25 protein-coding genes and 1 pseudogene are annotated in these 25657 nt (G+C 71.7%); 16 read left to right on the forward strand and 10 right to left on the reverse strand.

Going from position 1 to position 25657, the window contains the following annotated elements; translation table 11 throughout:
* Positions 1–87: 87 nt before the first annotated feature.
* On the reverse strand, positions 88–495 hold the full coding sequence (locus PX701_RS11140) for a VOC family protein (protein ID WP_275506302.1): 408 nt from the start codon (positions 493–495) through the stop codon (positions 88–90).
* Between the two features lie 167 nt (positions 496–662).
* On the opposite strand from PX701_RS11140, the gene PX701_RS11145 reads away from it, so the two are divergent.
* Positions 663–1145 (forward strand): peptidoglycan-binding domain-containing protein, encoded by a 483-nt coding sequence (locus PX701_RS11145; protein WP_275506303.1) that lies wholly within the window; start codon positions 663–665, stop codon positions 1143–1145.
* A gap of 78 nt (positions 1146–1223) precedes the next feature.
* On the opposite strand, the gene PX701_RS11150 is transcribed toward PX701_RS11145, so the two are convergent.
* Positions 1224–2981, reverse strand: coding sequence for an L-aspartate oxidase (locus PX701_RS11150; RefSeq protein WP_275506304.1), 1758 nt, complete (start codon positions 2979–2981; stop codon positions 1224–1226).
* Between the two features lie 71 nt (positions 2982–3052).
* Here PX701_RS11150 and PX701_RS11155 point away from each other — a divergent pair, with 71 nt between their 5' ends.
* The gene (locus PX701_RS11155) at positions 3053–3994 is read left to right on the forward strand and encodes a LysR family transcriptional regulator (protein WP_275506305.1); all 942 of its coding nucleotides are present in this window, start codon (positions 3053–3055) and stop codon (positions 3992–3994) included.
* A 67-nt stretch (positions 3995–4061) separates the two neighbouring features.
* Here PX701_RS11155 and PX701_RS11160 read toward each other — a convergent pair whose 3' ends face one another.
* Together PX701_RS11160 and PX701_RS11165 are read right to left on the reverse strand one after the other, a co-directional pair.
* Positions 4062–4463 (reverse strand): acyl-CoA dehydrogenase C-terminal domain-containing protein, encoded by a 402-nt coding sequence (locus PX701_RS11160; RefSeq protein ID WP_275506789.1) that lies wholly within the window; start codon positions 4461–4463, stop codon positions 4062–4064.
* Positions 4464–4532: 69 nt separating this feature from the next.
* A pseudogene (locus PX701_RS11165) lies at positions 4533–5858 on the reverse strand (acyl-CoA dehydrogenase family protein); the annotation flags it as partial.
* Between the two features lie 170 nt (positions 5859–6028).
* On the opposite strand from PX701_RS11165, the gene PX701_RS11170 reads away from it, so the two are divergent.
* From PX701_RS11170 to PX701_RS11185, 4 genes are read left to right on the forward strand one after another with little or no spacing between them, the layout of a single operon-like run.
* A complete protein-coding gene (locus PX701_RS11170) occupies positions 6029–6805 on the forward strand; it encodes an electron transfer flavoprotein subunit beta/FixA family protein (RefSeq protein WP_275506306.1) in 777 nt (258 codons plus the stop codon).
* A 10-nt stretch (positions 6806–6815) separates the two neighbouring features.
* Entirely contained in the window at positions 6816–7802 is a 987-nt protein-coding gene (locus tag PX701_RS11175) for an electron transfer flavoprotein subunit alpha/FixB family protein (protein WP_231432014.1), read from the forward strand.
* A gap of 6 nt (positions 7803–7808) precedes the next feature.
* Positions 7809–9440, forward strand: a complete 1632-nt coding sequence (locus PX701_RS11180; RefSeq protein ID WP_275506307.1) for a cytochrome b/b6 domain-containing protein — start codon at positions 7809–7811, stop codon at positions 9438–9440.
* Position 9441: 1 nt separating this feature from the next.
* Positions 9442–10026 (forward strand): TetR/AcrR family transcriptional regulator, encoded by a 585-nt coding sequence (locus tag PX701_RS11185; protein WP_275506308.1) that lies wholly within the window; start codon positions 9442–9444, stop codon positions 10024–10026.
* A 34-nt stretch (positions 10027–10060) separates the two neighbouring features.
* On the opposite strand, the gene PX701_RS11190 is transcribed toward PX701_RS11185, so the two are convergent.
* Positions 10061–11209, reverse strand: a complete 1149-nt coding sequence (locus PX701_RS11190) for an acyl-CoA dehydrogenase family protein (RefSeq protein ID WP_231432011.1) — start codon at positions 11207–11209, stop codon at positions 10061–10063.
* Between the two features lie 106 nt (positions 11210–11315).
* On the opposite strand from PX701_RS11190, the gene PX701_RS11195 reads away from it, so the two are divergent.
* From PX701_RS11195 to PX701_RS11205, 3 genes are all read left to right on the forward strand, one after another.
* Positions 11316–11957 (forward strand): NAD(P)-dependent oxidoreductase, encoded by a 642-nt coding sequence (locus PX701_RS11195; protein ID WP_275506309.1) that lies wholly within the window; start codon positions 11316–11318, stop codon positions 11955–11957.
* 195 nt (positions 11958–12152) lie between these two features.
* Positions 12153–13061 carry a lytic transglycosylase domain-containing protein gene (locus PX701_RS11200; protein WP_231432009.1) on the forward strand — a complete coding sequence of 303 codons (909 nt, stop codon included), beginning with the start codon at positions 12153–12155 and terminating at the stop codon, positions 13059–13061.
* 103 nt (positions 13062–13164) lie between these two features.
* Positions 13165–13743, forward strand: a complete 579-nt coding sequence (locus PX701_RS11205) for a DUF421 domain-containing protein (protein ID WP_275506310.1) — start codon at positions 13165–13167, stop codon at positions 13741–13743.
* 4 nt (positions 13744–13747) lie between these two features.
* Here the strand turns inward: PX701_RS11205 and PX701_RS11210 are convergent, their stop codons facing one another.
* A complete protein-coding gene (locus tag PX701_RS11210) occupies positions 13748–14173 on the reverse strand; it encodes a MarR family winged helix-turn-helix transcriptional regulator (protein WP_275506311.1) in 426 nt (141 codons plus the stop codon).
* A 78-nt stretch (positions 14174–14251) separates the two neighbouring features.
* Here PX701_RS11210 and PX701_RS11215 point away from each other — a divergent pair, with 78 nt between their 5' ends.
* Positions 14252–14725 carry a peroxiredoxin family protein gene (locus tag PX701_RS11215; RefSeq protein ID WP_275506312.1) on the forward strand — a complete coding sequence of 158 codons (474 nt, stop codon included), beginning with the start codon at positions 14252–14254 and terminating at the stop codon, positions 14723–14725.
* Between the two features lie 25 nt (positions 14726–14750).
* Positions 14751–15392 (forward strand): hypothetical protein, encoded by a 642-nt coding sequence (locus PX701_RS11220; protein WP_275506313.1) that lies wholly within the window; start codon positions 14751–14753, stop codon positions 15390–15392.
* Here PX701_RS11220 and PX701_RS11225 read toward each other — a convergent pair.
* Positions 15278–15958 (reverse strand): HAD family hydrolase, encoded by a 681-nt coding sequence (locus tag PX701_RS11225; protein ID WP_231432004.1) that lies wholly within the window; start codon positions 15956–15958, stop codon positions 15278–15280. The genes PX701_RS11220 and PX701_RS11225 overlap by 115 nt on opposite strands.
* A 197-nt stretch (positions 15959–16155) precedes the next feature.
* On the opposite strand from PX701_RS11225, the gene PX701_RS11230 reads away from it, so the two are divergent.
* Positions 16156–17538 (forward strand): MFS transporter, encoded by a 1383-nt coding sequence (locus PX701_RS11230; RefSeq protein WP_231432003.1) that lies wholly within the window; start codon positions 16156–16158, stop codon positions 17536–17538.
* A gap of 84 nt (positions 17539–17622) precedes the next feature.
* Here PX701_RS11230 and PX701_RS11235 read toward each other — a convergent pair whose 3' ends face one another.
* From PX701_RS11235 to PX701_RS11245, 3 genes are all read right to left on the reverse strand, one after another.
* Entirely contained in the window at positions 17623–18294 is a 672-nt protein-coding gene (locus tag PX701_RS11235) for a YdeI/OmpD-associated family protein (RefSeq protein WP_231432002.1), read from the reverse strand.
* Between the two features lie 67 nt (positions 18295–18361).
* Positions 18362–19105 (reverse strand): formylglycine-generating enzyme family protein, encoded by a 744-nt coding sequence (locus PX701_RS11240; protein ID WP_231432001.1) that lies wholly within the window; start codon positions 19103–19105, stop codon positions 18362–18364.
* Positions 19105–19491, reverse strand: a complete 387-nt coding sequence (locus tag PX701_RS11245) for a DUF2255 family protein (protein ID WP_231432000.1) — start codon at positions 19489–19491, stop codon at positions 19105–19107. Before PX701_RS11245 ends, PX701_RS11240 begins: the two co-directional genes overlap by 1 nt.
* Positions 19492–19572: 81 nt before the next feature.
* Between PX701_RS11245 and PX701_RS11250 the strand changes: the two genes are divergently transcribed.
* From PX701_RS11250 to PX701_RS11265, 4 genes are all read left to right on the forward strand, one after another.
* Positions 19573–20127 carry a bifunctional nuclease family protein gene (locus tag PX701_RS11250; RefSeq protein ID WP_231431999.1) on the forward strand — a complete coding sequence of 185 codons (555 nt, stop codon included), beginning with the start codon at positions 19573–19575 and terminating at the stop codon, positions 20125–20127.
* 46 nt (positions 20128–20173) lie between these two features.
* On the forward strand, positions 20174–20974 hold the full coding sequence (locus PX701_RS11255; RefSeq protein ID WP_231431998.1) for an alpha/beta fold hydrolase: 801 nt from the start codon (positions 20174–20176) through the stop codon (positions 20972–20974).
* A 123-nt stretch (positions 20975–21097) separates the two neighbouring features.
* Positions 21098–25096 carry a prealbumin-like fold domain-containing protein gene (locus tag PX701_RS11260; RefSeq protein ID WP_275506314.1) on the forward strand — a complete coding sequence of 1333 codons (3999 nt, stop codon included), beginning with the start codon at positions 21098–21100 and terminating at the stop codon, positions 25094–25096.
* A gap of 102 nt (positions 25097–25198) precedes the next feature.
* Positions 25199–25648, forward strand: a complete 450-nt coding sequence (locus tag PX701_RS11265) for a recombinase family protein (RefSeq protein ID WP_231431996.1) — start codon at positions 25199–25201, stop codon at positions 25646–25648.
* Positions 25649–25657 lie beyond the last annotated feature (9 nt).

Raw genomic sequence — 25657 nt, forward strand, 5'->3', positions numbered from 1 at the left:
GCCGTCAGTTGATGATCTCGCCGCGTTCATCGGCGCGAAGCGCTGCCAGCCGCTCTCGCCACGCCCGGAGCGATGGCGCGGCGGCAGCTAGTCCGTGACCGGCTCGCGCGGCGGGTTGTGCATGAACTCGAGGCGGATGCCGTTGTCGTCCTCGACGAACGAGGCGTAGTAGCGCTCGTTGAAGCGCGGGTACGGCTTCGGGTCGCGCACCGCCGTCCACCCCGCGCCGACGGCGATCTCGTGCAGCCGATCGACCTCGGTGCGCGATTCGACGGGGAAGGCGAGGTGCTGCCAGCCGACCCGGCCGTGGCGGTGCGGTCCGGTGCCCGGCTCGAGGGCGGGGAAGAGGATCAGCTCCTCCTCGCCCAGGTACCACGACACCCCGTTGTCGGCGTCCTGCCGCGTGCAGCCGAGCGCCTGCATCACCGGGTCGAACTGCGCGGTCGAACGGGTCAGGTCGTCGACGGAGATGCCGATGTGATCGAAGAGGCCCATCCGATCATCGTATGGGCCGACGTCTCGACCGGCCGAACCCGGCGATGGGGAGTGCTGCCCATTCTGCAGGCATCCCCGGCCGTGGTCTGATCGGTCCGTGCGCGGATGCGCCGACCAGACCGGGGGGCGTCGAGCCACCCGCCGACAACGATTGGGGACGCACGCAGATGATCAAGAAGCTCAGGAGAGGGATCGCCGGGGGAGCGGTCGCGCTCGCGGTCGCAGGGCTCTGCGCGATCGCACCGGCAACCGCGGCGAACGCGTACAGCGGAACCTCGGGCAAGGGCTGCACCGCCTACGTCTACTCGCGCGGCGGGTACTCGACGTGCGTCGGGCAGATCCAGCGCATGCTGAACGGGGTCCAGTCGGCCTACGGCCTCGGCAGCGCGCTCGCCGTCGACAACTCGTTCGGTCCCGCGACCGAGTCGCAGGTGCGCAAGTTCCAGAGCTGGGTCTACATCACCTCCGACGGCATCGTCGGACGCAACACGTGGAACACGCTCTGCTCGTACGCTGGCCAGGTCAACTTCGCGTACGCGAGCTCGAGCGCGGCGAAGCGCACGGCGTGGCAGGCGGCGTACGACGCCGGCTGCTACGTCGAGAAGCCGGCCTCGGGTTCGCCCGGCTACATCACCATCTCGAAGTACTGAGCCGTCTCGTCGTACTGATCGAGCGAAGGGCCGGATGCCTCGGGCATCCGGCCCTTCGTCGTGCCGGTCGAGACGCGCCTACTCGACGAGCTTGCCGACCGTCGACACCTCGCGCATGAGCCCCGCGATCTCCTCCGGGATCGGCGGGATCGCCTCGCGCGTCACCCCGGTCTGGGGCGACCACACGAGGTTCACCTGCAGCGAGGCATCCGTGGCGGGGTAGTCGCTGCGGTTGTGGCAGCCGCGGGTCTCGCGACGCTCGAGCGCGGCTTCGAGCGTCGCGCGGGCCGCGAGCGCGGCGGACTTGAGGTCGAACGCGTGCGCGAGGTCCTGGTAGCCCGCGATGTCGGGGTGCACGCCGATGTCGGCCATGCGCGCCTCGATCCCGTCGAGCTCGGCGAGGCCGGCGCGCAGGCCCTCCTCGTCGCGCACGACGCCGGCATGCTCGGTCATCGTGTCGCGGATGGCGCGCTGCAGGGCGCGCACGTTCTCGGCGCCGTCCGACCCCAGCAGTGCGGAGATCTCGTCGCGGGCGGTCTCGACCGCGGCGGCCGAGCGCTGCTGCGCCGGAAGCGACCGCGAGTACGCGGCGGCGGCCTGCCCCACGATGCGTCCGAAGACGAGCAGCTCGATGAGCGAGTTGCCGCCCAGCCGGTTGGCTCCGTGCAGGCCGCTGGATGCCTCGCCGATGGCGTAGAGCCCGGGCACGTCGGTGCCGTGGTCGTCGGGCCGAACCCAGACCCCGCCCATCGAGTAGTGCGCGGTCGGCGCGATCTCGATGGGCTGCTTCGTGATGTCGAGCATCTGCAGCTCGAGCATGGTCTGGTACACCCGCGGCAGCCGCTGCATGATCGTCTCGCGGGGCAGGTGCGAGACATCCAGCCAGACACCGCCGTTGGGGGTGCCGCGGCCCTCCTTGATCTCGGTGTAGCAGGCCAGCGCGACGCGGTCGCGGGTCGACAGCTCGAGGCGCTCGGGGTCGTACTCGTGCATGAAGCGCTCACCGAGGCCGTTGGTGAGGATGCCGCCCTCGCCGCGCGCCGCCTCGCTGATGAGGGTGCCTGCCGCGCTCTCGGGCTCGATGATGCCGGACGGGTGGAACTGCACGAGCTCCGGGTCGCGCACGCGTCCGCCCGCCTCGACGGCGAGCCGCCACGAGTCGCCCGTGTTCTCGTCGCGCCGCGACGAGGTGCGCCGCCAGATGCGGTTGTGCCCGCCCGCCGCGAGGATGACGGCGTCGGCGTGGATGAGGTAGCGGGTCCCGTTCTCGAGGTCGAAGCCGTACGCGCCGAACACCGCGCCGTCGTCGTTCACGAGGATGCGGGTGACGTACACGGTGTCGAGGATCGGCACCTCGAGCTGCGCCGCGCGGTTCACGAGCGTGCGCTGGATCTCGAGCCCCGTGTAGTCGCCCGCGAACGCCGTGCGGCGGTACGTGTGCGCGCCGAAGAAGCGCTGCGAGATGCGGCCGTCGGCCTCGCGGGCGAACGGCATTCCGTAGCGTTCGAGATCCTGGATGCCTCGTGCCGCGCCCTTCGTCACGGTCTCGACGGTGCGCGGGTCGGCGAGCAGGTAGCTCTCCTTGAGCGTGTCGGCGGCGTGCTGCTGCCAGCTGTCGTCGGCGTCCATGGTCGCCAGGGCGGCGTTGATGCCGCCGGCCGCGAGCGAGGTGTGGGCATCGGACTTCGGGCGCTTGCCGAGCGCGAGCACGTCGACACCCGCCTCGGCGAGCTCGATGGCGGCGCGCAGCCCCGAGCCGCCGGTGCCGATCACGAGCACGGTCGTGGAGATCTGTCGTTCGGCGGTGGTCGGAGCGTTGAACGTGGGGGTGGTCATGGCAGCCACGGTAGGCGCGTCTGGATGATTACTCCAATGCATATATCGTGTCGCCACGATGCGCATAGAGTATGCATGTGAACCTCGAACAGCTGCAGAGCTTCGTCACGGTCGCCCGCTTCGGCAACTTCACCCGCGCCGCCGAAGAGCTCTACCTCGCGCAATCCACGCTCAGCCGCCAGATCACCGCGCTCGAGCACGACCTCGGCGCCGAGCTGTTCCGCCGGGCCCGAGGCGGCTCGACGCTCACCCCCGCCGGCGAGTCGCTGCTGCCGCTCGCGCGCCGCATGCTCGCCGACGCCGAGTCGGTGCGCCGCGACCTCGCCGAGCTCGCCGGCCTCGAACGCGGCCGGGTGCGGCTCGGCGCGACCCCGACCCTCTGCATCAGCCTCGTCGCCGAGGTGCTCAGCGCGTTCCACGCGGAGCATCCCGGCATCGAACTGCACCTCTCGGAGCAGGGGTCGCGGCGCCTGCTCGACGAACTCGCGAGCGGCGAGCTCGACCTGGCGCTCATCACGACCTCCGACGGCCGTTCGGCCGAGCGGTTCACGCTGGCCCCGCTGCTCGTCGAGGAGCTCGTCGTGATCTCATCGGCGGGGATGCCTCCGGTCGCGACGGGCGAGGCCGTCTCGCTCGCCGAGGTCGCGGCGCTGCCGCAGATCGTGTTCAGCGCGACCTACGACCTGCGCGGCACGACCGACGCGGCGTTCGCGGCGGCCGGCCTCACGCCCGAGATCGTGCTCGAAGGTGCCGAGATGGATGCCGTGTTGCGCTTCGTCGAGCGCGGCCTCGGCGTCGCGATCGTGCCGGCGATGGTGCTCATCGACCGCCCGGGCCTGCGATCGGTGCGGCTCGAGGCACCGACGCTCACCCGAACGATCAGCCTGGCCCGGCCCGCCGATGTCGCGCCCGCCGCCGCCGTCGAGGTGATGCAGCGCACGATCGCGACCACGGCGACGGCGTTCGCAGACCGGGCCGGCGAGACCATGCGCCTAGCTCCGGCGAACGCCTGACGGACTCGGGCGAGACGACGATGCGCCCGCCCCGGAGGGCGAGCGCATCGTCAGGCCTCGGGTCGGCTCAGACGCGGGCCCCGCGAGCTGCGGGGTCGCCGAGGGCGGCGGCGTCGAGTGCGAACAGGTCGCGCGAGCCGGCCGTCGCGGAGCTGGCCAGGCCGGCGGCCTGCGGCAGCAGCTGCTCGGCGTAGAAGCGGGCGAGCGGCAGCTGCGTCTCGGCGACGCCGTCGGCGTCGACGCCGCGTGCACCGAGCGCCGACTTCGCCATGAGCCACCCGCCGACGACGAGGCCCCAGATGCGCTGGTACGGGGACGACCCCGAGAGCACCGCGTTCGGGTCGGTGGCACCGGTGCGCAGCATCCACGCCGTCGTCTGCTCGAGGGTGTCGAGCTGTGCGCTCAGGTGCGAGCGGATCGAGGCGAACTCCTCGCCCGCCGCGGCCAGCTCGGTGTCGAGCTCGCGCATGGTGGCGATGAACTCGAGCGCGGACGCGCCGTCGCGGACCGGGAGCTTGCGACCGACGAGGTCGGCGGCCTGGATGCCGTTCGTGCCCTCGTAGATCGCCGCGATGCGCACGTCGCGGTAGTGCTGGGCGGCCCCGGTCTCCTCGATGAAGCCCATGCCGCCGTGGATCTGCAGTGCGAGCGAGGTGAGCTAGTTGCCGAGGTCGGTGCCGAACGACTTGCAGATCGGGGTGAGCAGGCCGACGATCTCGTTCGCGCGAGCCCGGGTCGCGGGGTCGGGGTGGTGGGTCGACACGTCGACGTAGGTCGCGTTCAGGAGCATCATGCGACGCATCGCGGCGATATATGCCTTCTGCGTCATGAGCATGCGGCGCACGTCGGGGAAGTCGATGATCGGGCTGTCCTGCGTCGCGCCGATCGCGCGGCCCTGGATGCGCTCGCGCGCGTAGTCGAGCGACTGCTGGTAGGCGCGCTCGGCGACGGCGAGGCCTTGCGTGCCGACCGAGAGGCGAGCGCTGTTCATCATGACGAACATGATGCGCATGCCGATGTTCTCGTCGCCGACGAGGTAGCCGGTCGCGTCCTCGTACGACAGCACGCAGGTGGGCGAACCGTGGATGCCCATCTTGTGCTCGACGCCGACGGTGTGCACGCCGTTGCGCTCGCCGAGCGAGCCGTCCTCGTTCACGAGGAACTTCGGCACGATGAAGATCGAGATGCCCTTCGTGCCGGCCGGGGCGTCGGGCGTGCGTGCGAGCACGAGGTGCACGATCTGCTCGCTGAGGTCGTGGTCGCCGAAGGTGATGAAGATCTTCTGGCCGGTGATGCCGTAGGTGCCGTCCTCGCGCTTGACCGCCTTCGTGGTCAGCGCGCCGACGTCGGAGCCGGCGTGCGGCTCGGTGAGGTTCATGGTGCCGGCCCACTCGCCGGAGACCATCTTGGGCAGCCACTGCTGCTTCTGCTCGTCGCTGCCGTAGTGCAGCAGTGCCTCGATCGCGCCCTGAGTGAGCAGCGGAGCCAGCGAGAACGCCATGTTCGCCGTCATCATGAGCTCCTGCACGGCGAGGCCGACCGTGCGCGGGAAGTTGCCGCCGCCGTACTCCTCGGGCAGCGGAACCGAGCCCCAGCCCGCGTCGACGTAGGCGGCGTACGCCTCCTTGAAGCCGGTCGCCGTCGTCACGCTGCCGTCGGGGTTCAGCGTCGAACCCTCGAGGTCGCCGGCGCGGTTGGTGGGCGCCACGACCTCGGCCATGAAGCTGCCGACCTCGTCGAGGATCTCGGAGACGGTCTCGAGGTCGGCGTGCTCGAAACCGGGCAGCTGCGCGACGGCGTCGTAGTCGACGACGTGCTCGAGGGCGAAGGCGATATCTGCAACAGGGGGTCGGAATCCGCTCATGCCCGCAGCGTAACCCCGGCATCCCGCGCGGCAGCCGGGAACTGTGCACGTTCGACGAAGGTGCTCGGTCGAGCGCCGCACCGGGTTGGCGGCATCCCACAAAAGAGTGCCCTGTCGAGGCAAGCAAGTGCTTGGTTAGGATGGAGCGACTCGTGCACAGAGGGAGCGGAATGAAGATCGTCGTCCTGGTCAAGGAGGTCCCCGACACCTACGGGGACCGCAAGCTGAACCTGCAGACCGGCCTCGCCGATCGCGCCGCGAGTGACACGGTGCTCGACGAGATCGGCGAGCGCGCCCTGGAGGTCGCGCTCTCGTACGCCGACGCGAACGCCGGCACCGAGGTGGTCGTGCTCTCGATGTCGCCCGGGTCCGCTGCGGCGACCGTGCGCAAGGGCCTCGCGATGGGGGCGTCGTCGGCCGTGCAGGTCGTCGACGACGCGCTCGCCGGGGCCGACCTCGGGCTCACCGCCGAGGTGCTCGCCGCCGCGGTGCAGCGCATCGGGTACGACCTCGTGATCGCCGGCAACGAGTCGACCGACGGCTCCGGCGGCGTGGTGCCGGCGATGATCGCCGAGCTCCTCGACGTGCCGAACGCGACGAGCCTGAACTCGGTCGAGATCGCCGACGGCGAGGTGCGCGGCGAGCGCGCGAGCGACCACGGCACGATGCAGGTCACGGCGGCGCTGCCCGCGGTCATCTCGATCACCGAACGGCTGCCGGACGCCCGGTTCCCGAACTTCAAGGGCATCATGGCCGCGAAGAAGAAGCCGTTCGAGACGCTCTCGCTCGCCGACCTCGGCGTCGATGCCGAGACGACCGAGGCGTCGCGCTCGATCATGATCTCGCTCGCCGAGAAGCCGCCCCGCACGGCGGGCACCAAGATCGTCGACGAGGGCGACGCCGGCGAGCGGCTCGCCGAGTACCTCGTCCAGAACCGGCTCGCGTAAGGGGATCGACATGACTGACTTCCAGGCCGACTCGATCCTCGTCCTCCTCGACCTCACCCCCTCTGGCGAGCTCACCAAGAGCGCCGCAGGACTGCTCGGCGCCGCCGCCGGGGTCGGCACTCCGGTCGCTCTCATCGTCGGCGCGGCCGGCGCCGGTGAGCAGGCCGCGGCCGATGCCGCGGCACTCGGGGCGACCCATGTGCTCGTCGCCGAGGGCGCCGAGGCCGGTGCGCAGGTGACGGTGCCCGGGGCCGACGCGCTCGCCGCGGCCGCCGAGCTCGTGCGACCCGACGCGATCCTCGTCCCGAACTCGATCGAGGGGCGCGAGGTCGCCGGCCGCTACGCGGCCCGCTCGCGCTCGGGTCTCGCGGTCGACGCCGTCGCGGTCTCGCGCGACGCCGAGGGGGTCGTCGCCCATCACTCGGTCTACGGCGGCGCCTACAACGTCGACTCCGCGGTCACGTGGGGCGCCCCGGTGATCACCGTACGCGAGGGCGCGGTCGATGCCCGCGCCGAGGCGCAGCCGGTCTCGACCGAGCAGCTCGCGGTCGAGGCATCCGGTCGTCGGGCCGCCGCCATCGGGCGCGTCGACGAGGCGGTCGTCACGTCGTCGCGTCCCGAACTGCGCGGCGCGGCGAAGGTCGTGTCGGGCGGCCGCGGTCTCGGCTCGGAGGCGCAGTTCGCGCTCGTCGAGCAGCTCGCCGACGTGCTCGGCGCCGCGGTCGGCGCCTCGCGCGCGGCGGTCGACGCCGGTTACGTGCCGCAGTCGTACCAGGTCGGCCAGACCGGTGTCTCGGTGTCGCCGCAGCTCTACATCGCACTCGGCATCTCGGGCGCGATCCAGCACCGGGCCGGCATGCAGACGGCGAAGACGATCGTCGCGATCAACAAGGACGGCGACGCCCCCATCTTCGAGATCGCCGACTTCGGCATCGTCGGCGACCTGTTCACGGTCGTGCCGCAGCTGATCGCCGCGCTCGAGGCGCGGAAGGCGTAGCGCCCGATGGCGACGTACGGGCGAACGACACGGCAGGGCCTGCCCCGCTTCGCGGGCGGCGACCCCTGGCCTCCGGTGTCCGAGGTCGCGGAGGCGGCGACGATGCCCGCGGGTGTCGTGGCGGCGACCGATACCGCTGAGGCGTCTCCGGCGGTCGCGGCGGCTGCCGCCCCGGCGACCGCGGTCGCGGCGACCGCGGCAGCCCCCGCGACGGCGGTCGTCGTCCCCGCTGCGCCGTCGCCGCGGCCCGTGCGGCGCGGTCTCCCGCGCGTTCCCGGCGGCGAGCCATGGCCCCCCGCGTCGTTCGCTCCGGCCGCGGCGCTCGACTCGACGCCGCCGACGGATGTCGCGCCCGCGCCCCCCGCTACGGCGGCCCCCGCCGCCACGGCCCCGCCCGCCGCGAAGGTGGCTCCGGCAGCGACCCCCGCCGGCGCGAGCACCGTCGCCGGGGCGGTCGCCCTGCGACGCGGGCTGCCGCGCACGCCCGACGGCGACCCCTGGCCCCCGGCCGGCACTGCGCCCGCCCGGCCCGAGCGCGTCGTCGAGACGCCGGTCGCCGAGGTCGCCCCGACGGTCGAGGCCGCTGCCGTCGTCGCGCCCACGCCCACCGTCGCGCCCGCGCCCACTCCCGTCGCCGCGCCCGGTGCCGCGCCCCGGCGCGCCCCGATGCCGCAGCCTCGACGAGCGACTTCCGTCGCGGCATCCACCCCGCCCGTCGCCGAACCATGGCCGAAGCTGTACGGACCGTACTCGCGCGCCGAGTGGGCCGCCGTGCTCGTCATCGGCGGGTTCGGGCTGCTGCTCGCGGGCACCGGGGTCGTCGTCGTCGTCAACTGGCTGCTCGCCACCGCGCCGATGCAGGACTTCATCGCGAGCTACCCGGGCGAGTACCACCTGCCCGAGTCGGCGCCCGTCGGCATTCCGGCGTGGCTCGGCTGGCAGCACTTCTTCAACGTGTTCCTGATCGTGCTCATCATCCGGTCGGGCCTGCAGGTGCGGACGCAGAAGCGCCCGACCGCGTTCTGGTCGCCGCGCTGGAACGCGAAGCGCAAGATCAGCCTCGCGCTGTGGTTCCACCAGTCGCTCGACATCCTGTGGCTCGTCAACGGCGTCGTGTTCGTCGTGCTGCTCTTCGCGACCGGCCAGTGGATGCGCATCGTGCCGACGAGCTGGGAGGTCTTCCCGAACGCGATCTCGGCGCTGCTGCAGTACCTCTCGCTCGACTGGCCGACCGAGAACGGCTGGGTGAACTACAACAGCCTGCAGCAGATCGCCTACTTCATGACCGTCTTCGTCGCAGCCCCGCTCGCGGTGATCACGGGCGTGCGCATGTCGGGGATCTGGCCGAAGAACGCGAAGACGCTGAACCGCATCTACCCGGTCGAGTGGGCTCGTGCCGTGCACTTCCCGGTGATGCTGTACTTCGTCGCCTTCATCATCGTGCACGTCGGGCTCGTGTTCGCGACTGGGATCTTGCGCAACCTCAACCACATGTACGCCAGCCAGGACGCCGTGAACTGGGTCGGCTTCTGGATCTTCGTCGCCTCGCTCGTCGTGATCGCGGTCGCCTGGATCGCAGCGCGGCCGCTCGTGCTCGCTCCCATCGCCCGCCTGTTCGGCAAGGTCAGCGGGCGCTGACGTGGGCGACGGTTCGGGGCGGCGCGACGAGATCATCGCGATCGCGACGAGGCTGATCGCCTCGCGCGGATACTCGTCGACGACGGTGCGCGACATCGCCGACGAGGCGGGCATCCTCTCGGGCAGCCTGTACCACCACTTCTCCTCGAAGGAGGCGGTGCTGCAGGAGATCCTGCGCGCGTTCATGGACGACACGCTCGCGCACTTCGAGCGCATCGTCGCGAGCGAGGGCAGCTACCGCGAGCACCTCGACCAGCTCATCGAGCACGCATTCCTCACGATCGAACAGCGCCCCGACGAGGTGCGCATCTACCAGAACGAGACCGGGTTCATGATGACCCAGCCCGGCTTCGAGTTCCTCGCCGACGGGGCCGCGCGCATCGAGGAGCTCTGGCTCGAGCAGATCACGGCCGGCCAGGCCGACGGCGCCTTCCGCGACTCGGTCGATCCGCGGCTCGCGTTCCGGTTCATCCGCGACGCGGTCTGGTCGACGGTGTTCTGGTACCGGCCGGGTGGCAGCCACACCGCGGCGAGCGTCAGCGAGAACTACCTCGAGCTGCTGCACGCGGGACTGCTCGCCGACTGACCGTCACGGCGGCCGCGCCGGCGACCGCTCCGAGTCATCGGCCGCCGAGCAGGCGTCGGGCGACGATCATGCGCATGACCTCGTTCGTGCCCTCGAGGATCTGGTGCACGCGCAGGTCCCGCACGACGCGCTCGATGCCGAACTCCGAGAGGTAGCCGTACCCGCCGTGGAGTTGCAGCGCGGCGTTCGCCACGGTGAATGCGGCATCGGTCGCGAAGCGCTTCGCCATCGCGCACCTCGCCGTCGCGTCGGGCACGCCGTCGTCGATCGCGGCGGCGGCGTCGTGCACGAGCAGTCGCGCGGCGTGGAGTTCGGTCGCCATGTCGGCGAGCGTGAAGCGCACCGTCTGGTGCTCGGCGAGGGGGCGCCCGAACGTCTCGCGCTCCCGCACGTGCCGCAGGGCACGATCGAGCGCCCACTGCGCGCCGCCGAGCGAGCACGCCGCGATGTTCACCCGTCCGCCGTCGAGTCCCGACAGGGCGATCGGGAACCCGTCGCCCTCATCGCCCAGGCGGTGGCCGACCGGCACCCGGACGCCGTCGAGCACGACCTGCCGGGTGGGCTGGGCGCGCCAGCCCATCTTCTGCTCGTCGGGACCGAAGGACAGGCCGGAAGCCTCGGCCGGAACGACGATCGCGCTGATTCCGCGTGCACCCGGCTCGCCGGTGCGGGCGAAGACGAGGTAGACGGCCGAGACGCCGGCGCCCGAGATGAACTGCTTCACCCCGTTCAGCACGTACTCGTCACCCTCGCGCCGTGCCGTCGTGGTGATCGCCGCGGCGTCGGAGCCCGCCGACGGCTCGGTGAGGCAGTAGCTGGCGCGGTCGACGAGTGACGTCAGCCCGGGCAGCCAGCGCTCCCGCTGCGCGTCGTCGCCGTACCGATCGATCATCCACGCCACCATGTTGTGGATCGACAGGTACGCGGCGATCGTCGTGTCGCCCTTGGCGAGCTCTTCGAAGACGAGCGTCGCGGTCAATCGATCGAGCGCCGAGCCCCCGACATCCTCGCCGACGTAGATGCCGCCCAGGCCCAGCAGGCCCGCCCGCTCGAGCGTGTCGAGCGGGAAGTGCTTCGTGCGGTCGCGCTCGTTCGCGAAGGGCGCGAGCTCGGTCGCCGTGAACTCGCGCACGGCGTCGACGATCGCCAGCTGATCTTCGGAGAATGCGTTCGACCCGGCCATCTCAGCCCTTCCACGTGCCGAGGCCGAGCCTAGTCCGGAATGCCCGGTGCACCAGAGCGTTGCATTTCATCGTGTGCCGCCATCGGGGCGGCAGGAGGAGAGCAGCATGGCACGCATCGTCGTCATCGGAGGCACCGGCTACGCCGGCGGACACATCGCGACCGAAGCCGCGTCACGAGGACACGAGGTCGTGTCGGTGTCGCGCAACGAGCCGAGCGAGAAGGTCGCCGGCGTCGAGTACGTGCGCGAGTCGATCCTCGACCTCGACGGACTCGCGGCGCAGTTCGACGGTGCCGATGCCGTGATCTCGGCGGTCGCCCCGCGCGGCGACATGACCGACGAGGTGCCCGGTGCGCTGCGCGCCCTCGCCGACCGGCTCACCGGCACGCCCACCCGCCTCGGCGTCGTCGGGGGAGCGATGGGCAGCCTCTCCGCCCCGGGCGGACCGCGCCTCTACGACCTCGGCGTGCCCGAGCAGTACCTGCACGAGGCCACCGTCGGCATCGAGTCGCTCGACCTGCTCGAGGCGAGCGAGTCCGGGCTCGACTGGTTCCTCGTGCACCCTCCGAAGGTCTTCGGCTCGTGGCAGCCCGGCGAGCGCACGGGTGCCTACCGCACGGGCGGCGAGGTCGTCGTCGTCGCCGAGGACGGCTCGTCGTTCATCTCGGGCGCCGACTTCGCGATCGCCGTCGTCGACGAGGTCGAGAACGGCGACCACCGGCGCGAGCGGTTCACGGTCGGCTACTGATCGGTCACCCGCGCGTCGACGCGGCTCGGCACCGCCGGCACCGCTCGCGGCGGTGCCTCCTGTGGATGAATTCGTGCGGGAGCCGGCTGAGGCGCGTACCGTGGGAGGACGGGTCGTGATCGCCGAGCCTCGAGGCAACGACGACCGATCCGGCGGGCACCTCTGAACCAGCGCCCGAACGGAGCGAACCACCTGATGTCCTGGAGCGACGAGTCCGACGTCGACGACCGCAGCGAGTACCGGCCGCCGCGCGAGCGGGCGACCGGATGGCGGCTCGTCCGTCGCGTCGCCGTCATCGCCGGGTTCGCCGTCGGGGGCGTCGTCGGTGCCGTCGCGCTGGTGGTCGGCGTCGTGTTCGCGGTCAACGTGATGGGCACGGCGGCCAATCCGGGCGGGTTCGCCGCACCGGCCGCGTACGGCGCGAGGGTGGCGCTGCCCCCGGTCGCCTCCGAGCCCGACTCCGAGCCCGGGACGCCCGAGGCGACCGACGGCGAGACCCCCGAGGGGCCCACCGTGCTCTCGGAATCCGAGGTCGTGCCGCTTCCGACGGTCGACACCGAGTGGATCTCCCGCATCGCTGCCAACGCCGGCATCCCCGAGCGGGCGCTCGCGGCCTACGCGGCCGCGCACATCGTGCTCGCCGAGGAGGCGCCCGACTGCGGAGTCGACTGGGCGACGCTCGCCGCGATCGGCGACATCGAATCGGATCACGGCAGACACGGCGCGAGCTCGCTCGACGCGAGCGGGTACGCCGACCCGCCGATCATCGGTCCTGCGCTCGACGGCAAGGGCGTGGCCGCCATCGCCGACACCGACGGCGGCCGGCTCGACGGCGACACCACCTGGGACCGCGCGGTCGGCCCGATGCAGTTCATCCCCACGACCTGGTCGAAATGGGCGAGCGACGGCAACGGCGACGACGTCGCCGACCCGCACCAGATCGACGACGCCGCGTTGACGACCGCGCGGTACCTCTGCGCCTCGGGGGCGATGACCGACCCCGAGGGCTGGCGCGCCGCGGTGTACTCGTACAACCACGACAACGACTACGTCGACAAGGTCGCGACCGTCGCCAACGAGTACGCGGCGGCGGCCGTCGAGTAGGCCGAACGGGGCGACGGACGCCTCGTGGCCCGCGAGGCCGCCGGTCCACGCTGCCGGGCGGGGGCTGCGAGCCGCAGCGCCCGGTCGGGGCGATGATGGTCGCATGTGGAGCTCGATGTTCGAACTGGACGTGTCGGTCTGGGAGAAGCTCATCCGCACGGCCCTGCTGTACGCGTTCCTGATCGTCGCCCTCAGGCTCAGCGGCAAGCGGCTCATGGCGCAGTTGACGACGTTCGACTTCATCCTGCTGCTGCTCGTCTCGAACACCGTGCAGAACGGGCTGATCGGCGACGACAACACCGTGAGCGGCGCCATCATCGGGGCCGTCGCGCTCTTCGCACTGAACGCCGCGCTCGCCTACGTCATGTTCCGCAGTCCGCGCGCGCAGAAGCTCGTCGCCGGCGATGCCGTGGTCGTGGTGCGCGACGGCAAGCCCGACGAAGCGGCCCTCCGCCGGCAGCGCTTCACGCATTCCGACCTGAAGATCGCGCTGCAGGATGCCGGCGTGCCACGCCTGAAGGACGTGAAGCGAGCGCGGCTCGAGCCCAACGGGCAGTTGCTCGTCCACGTCGTCGAGCACGACGGCCCGACGCGGGCCGAGCTGTTCGCCGCCGTGGAGGAGCTCAACGCGAAGGTCGACCGGCTCACCGCCCGGCTCGGCGACGGGAAGGCCGGCGACTGACCGATCAGGGCTCGAGGAGCTCGGCGAGCGCCCCCTGCACGGCCTCGAAGCGTTCCGCGCCCAGCCTGCGCGCGTAGGACGCTTCGATCGACGCGACGATGCGCAGGCAGTCGGCCAGCGCGCGTTCGCCCTTCGGGGTCGCGACGATGAGTCGCGCCCGCCGGTCGGCAGGGTCGGCGCGCCGCGAGAGGTAACCGCCCTGCTCGAGGTCGTCGACCAGTTCGCCCATCGCCTGCGGGGTCATGCCCGCCTGGGCGGCGAGCTGGGTCAGGCGCAGGCCGGTGCTGTCGAGCGCGCCGAGCAGCACCGAGTGGCGCACGCGCAGATCGGGGTAGCCGGCCCGCGTGAGCTGCTCGAAGACCTCGCCCTCGAACTCCTTCGCCAGGCGGGCGGCGAGCATCCCGAGGGGCAACGCCGGCGAGTTGGCCATGGCTCAACGGTAGCCGAGACGTAAATCTTCAAGTAGCCTGTTGATCAGGTAACCTGAATAAATAGCGGAGGAGACGACATGATCACGGCAGGTACTCGGATGCCGAACCTCGAACTGCAGAGCAGCACCGGCGAGTCCGTTCGACTGCTCGATCACCTGGGCGAGCGCGGGATGGTCGCGTTCTTCATGCGAACGACGACGTGCCCGGTCTGCAACGCGCACGTGCGCGACCTGGTCGGCCGGGCCGGCGAGCTCTCGGCGCGCGGCATCTCGGTGCTGATCGCCGTGCCCGAGGATCGCGACGAGGCGGCGGCCTGGAAGGATCGCCGCCGCGTGCCGTTCCCCGTCGTCACGGGCGCCGACGGCACGGCTCACCAGGCGGTCGGCCTCACGAAGCGCGTCTTCGGGTCGATGCAGCAGTCGGGCACCGTGCTCGTCGACGCCGCGGGGCTCGTGCGACACGCGCACGGGTCGACGCTGCCGACCGCCGGTTACGACCGACGGGCGCTCCTGACCGCGATCGACGAACTCGCACCGGTCGCCCGGGTCTGACCCCGGCGGCACTAGGCTCGCGCCCATGGAACAGCCCGCCCTCACCGATGGCCGCCTCGCTCCGCCGACCGGATCGCGGCACCTCCTGCGGTGGATCCGGATCTGGCTGGTCGTCATGATCGCGGGGCTCGTGGTGAGCGGGGTCACCGCCTTCCCGCTCGACGTCGAGCTCGCGTTCGGTGCCGAGGTGCTGCAACGCCTCGGTGCCGCGGACTGGGCGCCGGGCGTCGTCGAGTGGGTGCAGCGCGTCGACGAGGGGTTGCGCGAGAGCTACCGTGCGCACCCATTCCTCGCGTACGGCACCGACTGGCTCGCGTTCGCGCACCTCGTCATCGCGGCGGCATTCATCGGTCCCTACCGCGATCCGGTGCGCAACGTCTGGGTCACCCAGTGGGGGATGCTCGCCTGCCTCGGCGTCGTGCCGCTCGCGCTGATCGCGGGCTCGATCCGAGGCATCCCGCTCGGCTGGCAGCTGATCGACATCTCGTTCGGCGTGATCGGCATCGTGCCGCTCCTGATCGTGCTGCGGCTCACTCGCCGGCTCGAGCTGATTCAGGCGGCGACGAGCGCCGCGAGCTCTCCCATGTCGGTGAACACGAGCCCGGCGCCGGCGGCCGACAGGGCCGCGGGGTCGGTGCGCGTCGGCCCGAGCGGGGCGAAGCCGTAGACCGTCGCGCCTGCGGCGACGCCCGCGGTGACGCCGGCGACGGAGTCCTCGATGACGAGCGCCGTGGTCGGGTCGACCTCGAGCGAGCGGGCGGCGGCGAGGTAGACGTCGGGCGCGGGCTTCGTGCGCGCCTGCTCCATGCCGCTGAAGATGCGCTCGCCGAAGAACGGACGCAGCCCGGTCGTGTCGAGCTGCAGCTCGACCTTGCCGCGGTCTGCCCCCGAGACGCACGCCATGCGCTCGCCGACGAGGCCCGCGATCGCCGACAGGGCGTCGGCGACCCGCGGGATCGGTGCGACCTCCGCCGCGAGGGCGGCGTCGCGCCGGGCCCGGAACCCGAGCACCCAGGCGTCGTCGATGCGGAAGCCGGTGTGCTCGAGGATGACGCGCCACTCGTCACGCAGCGAGCGCCCGAGGAAGTGTCGGACGACGTCGGCCTCGGTCGCCCGCCAGCCGAGTTCGCCCAGCATCTCGCGCAGTACCCGAAGCGTGATCCGCTCCGAGTCGACGAGCACGCCGTCGCAGTCGAAGAGCACCGCTGAGAACCGGGAAGCCGTCGTCGTCACTCGGCAAGGATACGGGGCTGCCGGGCGCTGCCCGTGCCTGCTGCGAGTGGACGGATATCGGCCTGCACGTGGATCTCCCAATCAGATCTGAAATCGTATATGATCGAGCGCAGGTCGTCGTCGACCCTTCACGGCGGCCTCCTCGGTGAGGCGCCGCGCGCGTCACCGGGCCCCTCACCAGACGAAGGAGTCGCACGATGAGCGCACCCGACCAGCCCGGATTCACCCCCACCGGCACGATCTCAGCGGTGGGCGACCGAAGACGGGTCGTCTTCGCGACGGTCGTCGGCACGACCGTCGAGTGGTACGACTTCTTCATCTACGCGACAGCGGCCGGCACGGTCTTCGCACAGCTGTTCTTCGCTCCGGCCGGCGAGCAGTTCGCGCAGATCCTGGCGTTCATCACCGTCGGAATCAGCTTCCTGTTCCGCCCCCTCGGCGCGTTCCTGGCCGGTCACCTCGGCGACAAGTACGGCCGCCGGCTCGTGCTGATGCTGACCCTCATCCTGATGGGTGCGGCGACGACGCTCGTCGGCGTGCTGCCGACCTACGAGGCGATCGGCATCGCGGCCCCGATCCTGCTGATCCTCCTGCGCATCCTGCAGGGCATCTCGGCGGGTGGCGAGTGGGGCGGCGCGGTGCTCATGGCCGTCGAGCACGCGCCGAAGCAGAAACGCGGCATGTTCGGGGCCTCGCCGCAGATCGGCGTGCCGCTCGGGCTCCTGCTCGCCTCGGGAACCATGGCGCTCATGGCGGTCATCGCCCCAGGCGACGCCTTCCTCGCGTGGGGCTGGCGCGTGCCGTTCCTGTTGAGCGTCGTGCTCATCCTCATCGGCTACTACGTGCGTCGAAAGGTCGAGGAGAGCCCGGTCTTCACCGAGATCGCCGAGCGCAAGGAGCAGACGCGCATGCCGATCGTGCAGCTCTTCCGCAGGCACGCGCTGCTCGTGCTCATCGCCGCGCTCGTCTTCGCCGGCAACAACGCCGTCGGCTACATGACGACGGGCGGGTACATCCAGCGCTACGCGACCGACGAGAAGGGCCCGATCGGGCTCGCCACCGCCGACGTGCTCGGCGCCGTGACGGTCTCGGCCGTCTCGTGGCTCGTCTTCACCTGGGTGGCGGGCTGGCTCAGCGACCGCATCGGCCGTCGCACGACGTACATCATCGGCTGGATCCTGCAGCTCGTCGGCGTCTTCCTGCTGTTCCCGCTCGTGAACACCGCGAACCTCGCACTGCTGACGCTCGGGCTCGTGACGCTCACGATCGGCCTCGGTTTCACGTACGGGCCCCAGGCGGCGCTGTACTCCGAGCTGTTCCCGGCCTCGATCCGCTTCTCAGGCGTCTCGATCTCGTACGCGATCGGTGCGATCCTCGGCGGCGCGTTCGCCCCGACCATCGCCCAGTGGCTCGTGCAGACGACCGGTTCCACCGACGCCGTCACGTGGTACCTGGCGGGCATGACGCTGATCGGCCTCGTGGCGACCCTGCTGCTGCGCGACCGCTCGGGCATTCCGCTCGGCCCCGACCACGAGGCCGAGCAGGAGAAGAGCCCGATCTACGGACTCGCGCGGGCCTGACGCCGGTGAGCGGCTCATCGTGCCGCGACGACCGAGCGACGAAGGGGTGGATGCCTGGGCCCAGGCATCGGCCCCTTCGTCACGTCAGCTCGACCCGCCGGCCGCGCGCGCCGCCTCGGCGGCGCGCAGGACCCACTTCGGCGTCTCGCCGTAGCGCTGGAACGGCACGAGCTCGCCCGCCGCGCTGTCGTCGATGAGCTGGGCGAGCCGGCGTTCGCGGGTCGCCTGCTGCTTCGCCTGCAGCACCCAGTGCGTCACCTGCCGGCGGTACGTCGGCGTCGCCGCCTCGAGGAAGGCGGATGCCGCGGGGTTCGCCTCGACTCGGGCGGCCCACTCGGGCGGCAGCTCTTGGTCGGGGTTCTCGTGCGAGTACACGCCCGTGCGATCTTCGCGCCGGCGGGCGTATGCGGCGAGGCCGGCTTCGGTCATGAGGCCCTGCGCGGTGAGCTCTTCGACGAGTGCGATGTTGACCTTCGACCAGATGCTGGAGGGCTTTCGCGGCGACCAGCGCTGGCGCGTCGCATCGTCGTCGATGCGCTGGGCGACCGAGTCGATCCAGCCGTAGCAGAGGGCGACCGGCACGGCCTGCTCCCACGTCAGCGGGCGATCGGCGACGTGCTTCTTGTAGAGGCCCATCCACAGCTCTGTCTCGGTGTCGTGGTTCGCCTCGAGCCACGCACGGAACTCGTCGGGCCCGGAGAAGAACACCGCGGGGCGTTCGGGCGTGCCGCCCGGGGTGCCGATCTGCTGCGCCATGCCGCGAGTCTGCCATGCGCCGCCGACACGTGCGGCGCCGCGCCGAGCCGACGCGGCGCGGCGCCGTTCAGCGCCGAGGCGTCCACCCCGGCGGCAGCGGCTCGTCGATCGTCGCCCGCTCGAGGTCGGCCGCGAGCGACCACCCCTGCGCGGCATCCGCTTCGTCGAAGCCACCCCGAGCGACGCGGAAGCCGACGTCCTCGTGGTGCATGCCGGGCGCACCGCCGCGCCGGGTCGACGCGCGCACGCTCCACGCGTCGTCGGCGAAGCCGCCGCCGCGGAACACGCGGTAGTCGTCGTAGCGCGCCGGGTCGAGCAGGTCCCAGCACCACTCCCACGTGTTGCCGAGCGTGTCGAACAGCCCGTTGAGGTTCGGCAGCTTGAGCCCGACCCGCTGCGGCGCGGAGACGCCGTCGGCCGCCGTCCACGCGACCTCGGCGAGCGGGCCGTAGTGGGGCCCCGTCGACCCGGCACGGCACGCGTACTCCCACTCGGCCTCGGTCGGCAGGCGATAGCCGTCGCTCGTCGCGTCCCAGTGGACGTCGAGCCCGTCGAACGCGTACGCCGGGTCGAGCCCCTCCCACTCGGAAGCGGCGTTGCAGAAGCGGATCGCCCGCAGCCAGCTCACATCGGCCGCCGGGCGAAGCGGATGGCTCGCGGTCTCGCCGATCGCCTCGGCGAGCTGCTCCTGGGTGACGGCGAAGCGGCCGATCTCGAACGATTCGAGCTCGACCGTCCACCGCACCTTCCGGCGCGCGTCGTGGAGGCCCACCATGCCCGCGGGCAGGCGCACCATCTCGAGATCGGGCATCAGCCGGCGTCGGCCTCGGGGACGAGCCGGATCGTGACGTCGTAGCGGCGCTCGCCCACCACCGTGGCGACGATGCGCTCGGCATGGTGGGCGTACTTGGCGCGGTACGCAGCGTCGAGGTCGCGCTGCACCTCGGCCGAGGCGCCCGCGAAGCTCACGTCGCGTTCGACACCGCCGGCCCTGACACGGCCCGTGCCGCTCGCGACGGCGCGGCGGTACCAGCCGGCCTCGGGGCCGTACGCCGAGCGCACGAAGAGGTCGTCGCCGACGCGGGCGACCCACATGGTGACGTACGGGCGCAGCGACCCGTCGGCGCGCCGAGACGCGAGCTGCAGCTCTTCGGCGGCGCCGACGCGGTCGAGCTCGTCGGCGGTCCAGTCGGTCATCGGCGGCTCCTTCGGTCTCGGATGATGTGCCGGCAGGTGAACGAGCCTACGCTCGAAGGAGGTCGCGGGACGGAGGACGGCATGATCCAGGTGCGGGTGCTCGGCATCGCGCTCGACCAGTCGGGGCAGCATCTCGTGCTGCTGCGCCCGCTCGCCGACGACCCGGACGGGCCGGTCGTCGTGCCCATCTGGATCGGCCGGAACGAGGCGAACTCGATCCTCATCGCACTCAGCAGCGAGTCGACCCCGCGCCCGCTCACGCACGACCTCATGACGACGCTGCTCGGCACCCTGGGCGCCCGCCTCGAGCGGGTCGAGGTGACGAAGCTCGACGAGGGCACGTTCTACGCCGAGCTCACGCTCGTCACCCGGCAGGGGCCGCGCATCGTCGATGCCAGGCCGTCCGACGCGATCGCGCTCGCCGTGCGGTCCGAGGCGTCGATCTGGATCGCCGAGCAGGTGCTCGAGGACGCCGGAATCCCGGCGGAGCTCGCCGGCGAGGCGGCGTCCGAGCCCTCCGGGTCGTCGCACCACGGGGATGCCTCGGGCGGAGCCGCCATGCCGATCGACGAGTCGAAGCTCGAGGAGTTCAAGCGGTTCCTCGACGACGTCGACCCCGAGGACTTCGAGGGCTGAGCGCCGCGCCGCGCGATGCGCGCGACGGCGCGGCAGAATGGCAGGCATGGATGCCTCGTTGCCGGCGCGAACCGTGATGCCGAAGCCGCAGTACGTGATGGCCGCCGACGGCACCCGCATCGCGACCTACACCTGGGGCGACGACGACGCGCCGACCGTGCTGTGCGTGCACGGGTTCGCCTCGAGCTGCAAGGACAACTGGGTCGACACCGGCATGGTGCGCGACCTCACGGCGGCCGGCTTCAGGGTGATCGGCGTCGATCAGCGCGGCCACGGTGCGAGCGGCACGCCGCACGAGGCATCCGCCTACCGCATGTCGGCGTTCGTCGACGACCTCGTGACCGTGCTCGACACGTACCTGCTGGTCGAGGGGGTGCGCTATCTCGGGTACTCGCTCGGCGGGCGCGTGGGCTGGCAGCTCGCGGTGCAGGCGCCCGAGCACGTGTCACGCGCGGTGCTCGGCGGCATCCCCGACGGGCGGCCGCTCGCCCGCCTGCAGATCGACCAGGCGCGCGCCTACGTCGACGAGGGCGCGCCCGTCGACGACCAGGTCACCCGCAACTACGTGACCCTCGCCGAGCGCGTGCCCGGCAACGACCTGCGCGCGCTCATCGCGCTCGCCGAGGGCATGCGACTCGGCGACGCCGACCCCGACCCGGCCGACCCGCCGCGCCAGCCGGTGCTTTTCGCGACCGGCACGGAGGACGCCATCGTCGAGCAGTCGCGCAGCCTGGCGGCGGCGACGCCGAACGGCACCTTCGTCGAGGTGCCGCGGCGGCACCACTTCAACACGCCCGGATCGCGGGTGTTCCGGCAGGCGGCGGCGGAGTTCCTCGCGGTCGGCTGATCGCGGCCGGGAGCGGCGCCGATCCGATCCCCGCGCCGCGCGATCGTCGGAGGGGTGCCGTCGCCGGGTCGACTTCGATACGGTGAGTGCGTGCGCAGTCCGGGGGGAACGGGCAGGTCGAACGTGGCGGCGAGTCGCTCGCGGCGGCGATCCGGCGGTGGGCGAGCGCGGGCGGCCGTTGCCGTCGGCGCGCTGATCGCCGCGCTGTTCGCCCCGTTCGGGGCGGCCACCTCGGCGACGGCCGCGACCCTCCAGCCGTCGGGCCTCGCGACGGGCATGATCGTCGACGGCACCGTCGACCCCGGCACTCCGCCGAACACCTTCAACTGGGGCGACTTCATCACCGGCGTGCAGCCCGACAGCAGCTTCACGTTCACCCCGACCGGCCCGTACACGACGACCCAGGGCCTGGCGTCGACCGGCATTATCGAGGGTGCCTTCGACTGGGACAACAGCTCGCTGGCCGCTGCCTGCGCCGCGGGCGCCGAGCCGACCGGCGCCCCGCCGAGCCAGAGCCCGAACACCAACCCGTGGCTGCCGGGCACGGCGAAGCCGAACGAGAAGGGCGACCTCTGCTCGACGGCGTACGGGCTCGAGGTGGTCACCGATGCGGCGGGCACCCGCCACACCATCCTCTACGGGTACTGGACCCGCTACGTCGGCAACGGCGAGGTCAGCATCTTCCAGCACCTCGAAGGGCCCGGCAACGGGCGCTGCAACGACGTGCTGATCGAGTTCGACTACGAGTCGTCGGGCACCACGGCGCGAGTGCTGCGCTGGGCGCCGACCGCGGGAGACGCCTGTGCGAACCCACTCGGCGCCGGCACGTGGGTGGCACAGCCCGGCACGGCCGACTTCACCTGGGCGACGGGCATCCGGCAGGAGGGGCCGCCGCTCACGAACCAGCCGCTCGACACGTTCGGCGAGTTCGCGATCGACCTCAACACCTCCGGCATCTTCGCCCCGACCGAGTGCCGCACCTTCGAGGTGTCGGAGATGTTCACCCGCACGGGCAACTCCGCCCAGGCGAACATCCAGGACTTCGCCGACCACGCACCCGACGCCATGAGCCTCTCGAACTGCGGCGCGCTCACGGTCACGAAGGCGACCGTGCCCGACGACGTGGAGCCGACCGACGACTTCGGGTTCACCATCACCCGCGAGGGCGGACCGGTGATCCCGGGGCCGCCGCCCGTCGACTCGATCGTCGACACGCTCGCGGCCGGCGAGACGAAGACGTACGAGGACGTGCTCGTGAGCTCGCAGTACCACCTCACCGAGACGTCGATCCCACCGCCGTGGTCGCTCCAGTCGATCGTCTGCACGGCGATCCCGCTCGGCGGCGGTCCGCCGCAGGAGTTCGTCATCGACGACCCGTCCGACGCGTTCCTCGTCTCACCCGAGAACACGACCGACTGCGTCATCACGAATGCCGCGGCCGTCGTCACGGTCGAGAAGCAGACGCTGCCCGACGGGGCGGCCGGTGCCTTCGGGTTCGAGGTGACCGGCCAGGACGACGTCACGCTCGGCGACGGCGATCGCCGCTCGTTCGCCGTGCCCGTCGGCGAGGACGTGACCATCACCGAGGCGGCGGCCGACGGCTGGCTCGCGCCCGACATCGCGTGCGACGGCGGCGGCGCCGAGGTCGACGGTCGCTCGGCGACCGTGACGCCGGCGGCGGGCGAGAACATCACGTGCACGTTCACGAACACGCAGCTCGGCACGGTCATCGTGTCGAAGGAGGCGCACGGGGTCGACGGGCGGACGTTCTCGTTCGCCAGCGACCTGCCCGGTGGCGAGGCCTTCGACATCGAGGTGCCGAACGGCGACGGGACACTCTACGAGGAGACGTTCACGGGCGTGCCGCCCGGCGAGTACACGCTCAGCGAGGACTCGGACGCGGCCGATCCGCCGACCCGGCTCGCCGACCTCTCGTGCACCTACGGCGGCACCGATCACACGGGCGACACCGCTGCGCGCAGCATCGACTTCACCGTGCTGCCGGGCGAGACCGTGCGCTGCTTCTTCACGAACAGCCTTCCGGGCTCGATCGCCGTCATCAAGCGCACCGTGCCGGTCGAGTACGACCAGCTGTTCGACTTCGTGTTCACGCCGCCCGACGCGGCGCCGACGGGATTCCAGCTCAACGGCGACTCGACTCCGCCGAACGTCGCGCTCCGGTCGTTCGGGTCGCTCGAGCCCGGGTCGTACACCGTCACGGAGCCTGCGGACGTCGACGGCTGGACGCTCGAAGGACTCGACTGCAACGGCGCCGAATGGCAGCCGAGCGCGGACGGCCGCGGCGTCGTCGTCGACCTCGCCGACACCGACGCGGCGGTCTGCTTCTTCACCAACCGTGCCGACACGGCCTCGCTCACCCTGACGAAGACGGTCGCGGGCGCCGATGCGGATCTCGCGTGGTCGTTCGCGTTCGACCTCGTCGGACCCGACGGCACCACCATCGGTCGGACCGCGACCCAGGCAGCGCCGACCGTGCAGTGGGACGAGCTCGTGCCGGGTGCGACGTACACTCTGCGCGAATCGGGCGCCGCCCAGGCGGGGTGGTCCCGCGGTGCACCCGTCTGCGGCCTCGAGGACCTCGATCCCGCGACGGCGGGACTGCAGTTCTCACCGACGCCGGGACAGGCCGTCGAGTGCACGGTCGAGAACACCGCCGAGGCATCCTCGATCAGCGTCGCGAAGGTGGCCGCGGGCATCGGCGACGACTTCGCGTGGTCGTTCGACCTCGGCATCGATCCGGTGCCGACGGGCGAGTCGAGCCCGAAGGTCGTCAGCGGTGTCGGGCAGTCGGGCGAGATCGTGACCTGGGGTGCGCTGATGCCCGGCCGCAGCTACTCGATCACCGAGTCGGGTGCGTCGGGCTGGTCGAGCGACGTCGCCTGCACGGGGCTCGCGGACGAGGACCTCGAGGCGCCCGGGCTGCAGTTCACGGCGCCCGTCGGTCTGGACCTCGAGTGCACGATGACGAACCGGGCGACGGCCGGCACGGGCGCGCTCACCAAGACCTCGCTCGGCGGCGACGGCGAGTTCGAGTTCGTGCTCACCGACCTCGACCACGCGATCGACCCGATCACCGTGGGCGTCACGACCGCGGGCGGCGGCGCGGAGGTCGAGCTGCCGCAGATCATCCCGGGCGTGCGCTATTCGTTCGTCGAGGTCGACCGCCCCGACTGGATCGAGGGCGCGCTCACCTGCACGATCACGCCGGGCGACGGCGGCCCCCCGTTCGTGCTCGACGATCTCAGCGACTTCTCGGTGAACCCCGGCGACGTGGGCGCCTGCAGTGCGGTGAACTCCGCCTACGGCCGCATCGTCGTGGTGAAGGCCGTCGACGGGGCCGACGGCGAGTTCGGCTTCACCGGCGACTGGCGGTCACCGCCCGAGTTCACGATCACGACGAGCGACGGCACGGGGGCGGCAGCGTTCGACGGGGTCGTTCCCGGCAGCTACACCGTCGAGGAGCTCGCGCGCGACGGCTATGAGACGACCGGGCTCGCCTGCGTCGACGGCGCCGCCGACGGCACCCCGTCGACGACGGCAGACCTCGTCGGCTCGATCGGGCTCGACCCCGGCGAGACCGTCACCTGCACGTTCACGAACACCGAATGGGGCGTCATCGTCGTCGACAAGTCGACGACACCGCCCGGCTCGTCGCAGGAGTTCGGCTTCGAATGGGGGCCGGACGGCGGCGACGAAGCGGGCTTCGCTCTGTCGGATGCCTCGGAGCCGTTCACCACCGCGCCGCTCGCGTCCGGCGACTATCGGGTGACCGAGCTCGAGACCGCCGGGTGGGCGCTCGACGGGGTCACGTGCACCGGCGGCGCGTCGGAGCCGACGATCGACGGCGCGAACGCAGTGATCGCGCTCGGGCTCGGCGAGACGGTCGTGTGCACGTTCGCGAACTCGCAGGTGCTGCCGCCCGAACCCCCCGAGCCGCCCGAGCCGCCCGCGCCCGAGCCGCCGGACGCCGGGGCCCTGCCCGCCTCGGGTTTCGAGGCGCTGCAGCCGATGCTCGCCGCGATCGCGCTGCTGCTGGCCGGCGCCGGCGCGTACGCGCTCGGCCGGTCTCGCGATCGGCGCGCCGCGTCGGGTCCGCGCTGAGCGCACGCCGGGGCATCCGGCCCCGTACCGGCCCCACCCCCGGTGTCGGCGCGAGCGCGTACGATGAATGCCGGACGGAACGGGTAGGAGCGAGGCGACCGGATGACTGACGAGCACCCCACGGTGGGCGGGTCGTCGGCGACGCACGCCCACGCCGCCACTGAGTGCCCCGAGTGCTTCGTCGAGTTGCGACGCGACGGCGACTGGTGGATGGCGCGGCCCGAGGGGTCGCGTCTGGTGGGCCTGGTCGTGGCCAGGGCCGACATGCCCCCCATCCTCGAGCAGCGCGAAGACCTGCTCGCGTTCGGGGTCGCGATCCTCGACTTCCGCTACCCGGCGCCCGAGAACGTCGGCGAGTCGTGGGAGCAACGACTCGCCCGGTTCTTCGGCACCCTGCACGGCGGCGACGTGCTCGTCGTCGCGAACGTGCACGCGCTCGGCCGCGACGTCGAAGAAGAGTTGCGCACGCTCGCCGAGCTTCGCCGGCGCGGGGTCGTCGTCAAGGTGCTGAGCCACGGGGCGCGGCACCTCGCGAGCACCGGGCTCGACTGATCGGCACCG

Source organism: Agromyces chromiiresistens (genome assembly GCF_029167465.1).
Lineage (GTDB): Bacteria > Actinomycetota > Actinomycetes > Actinomycetales > Microbacteriaceae > Agromyces > Agromyces chromiiresistens.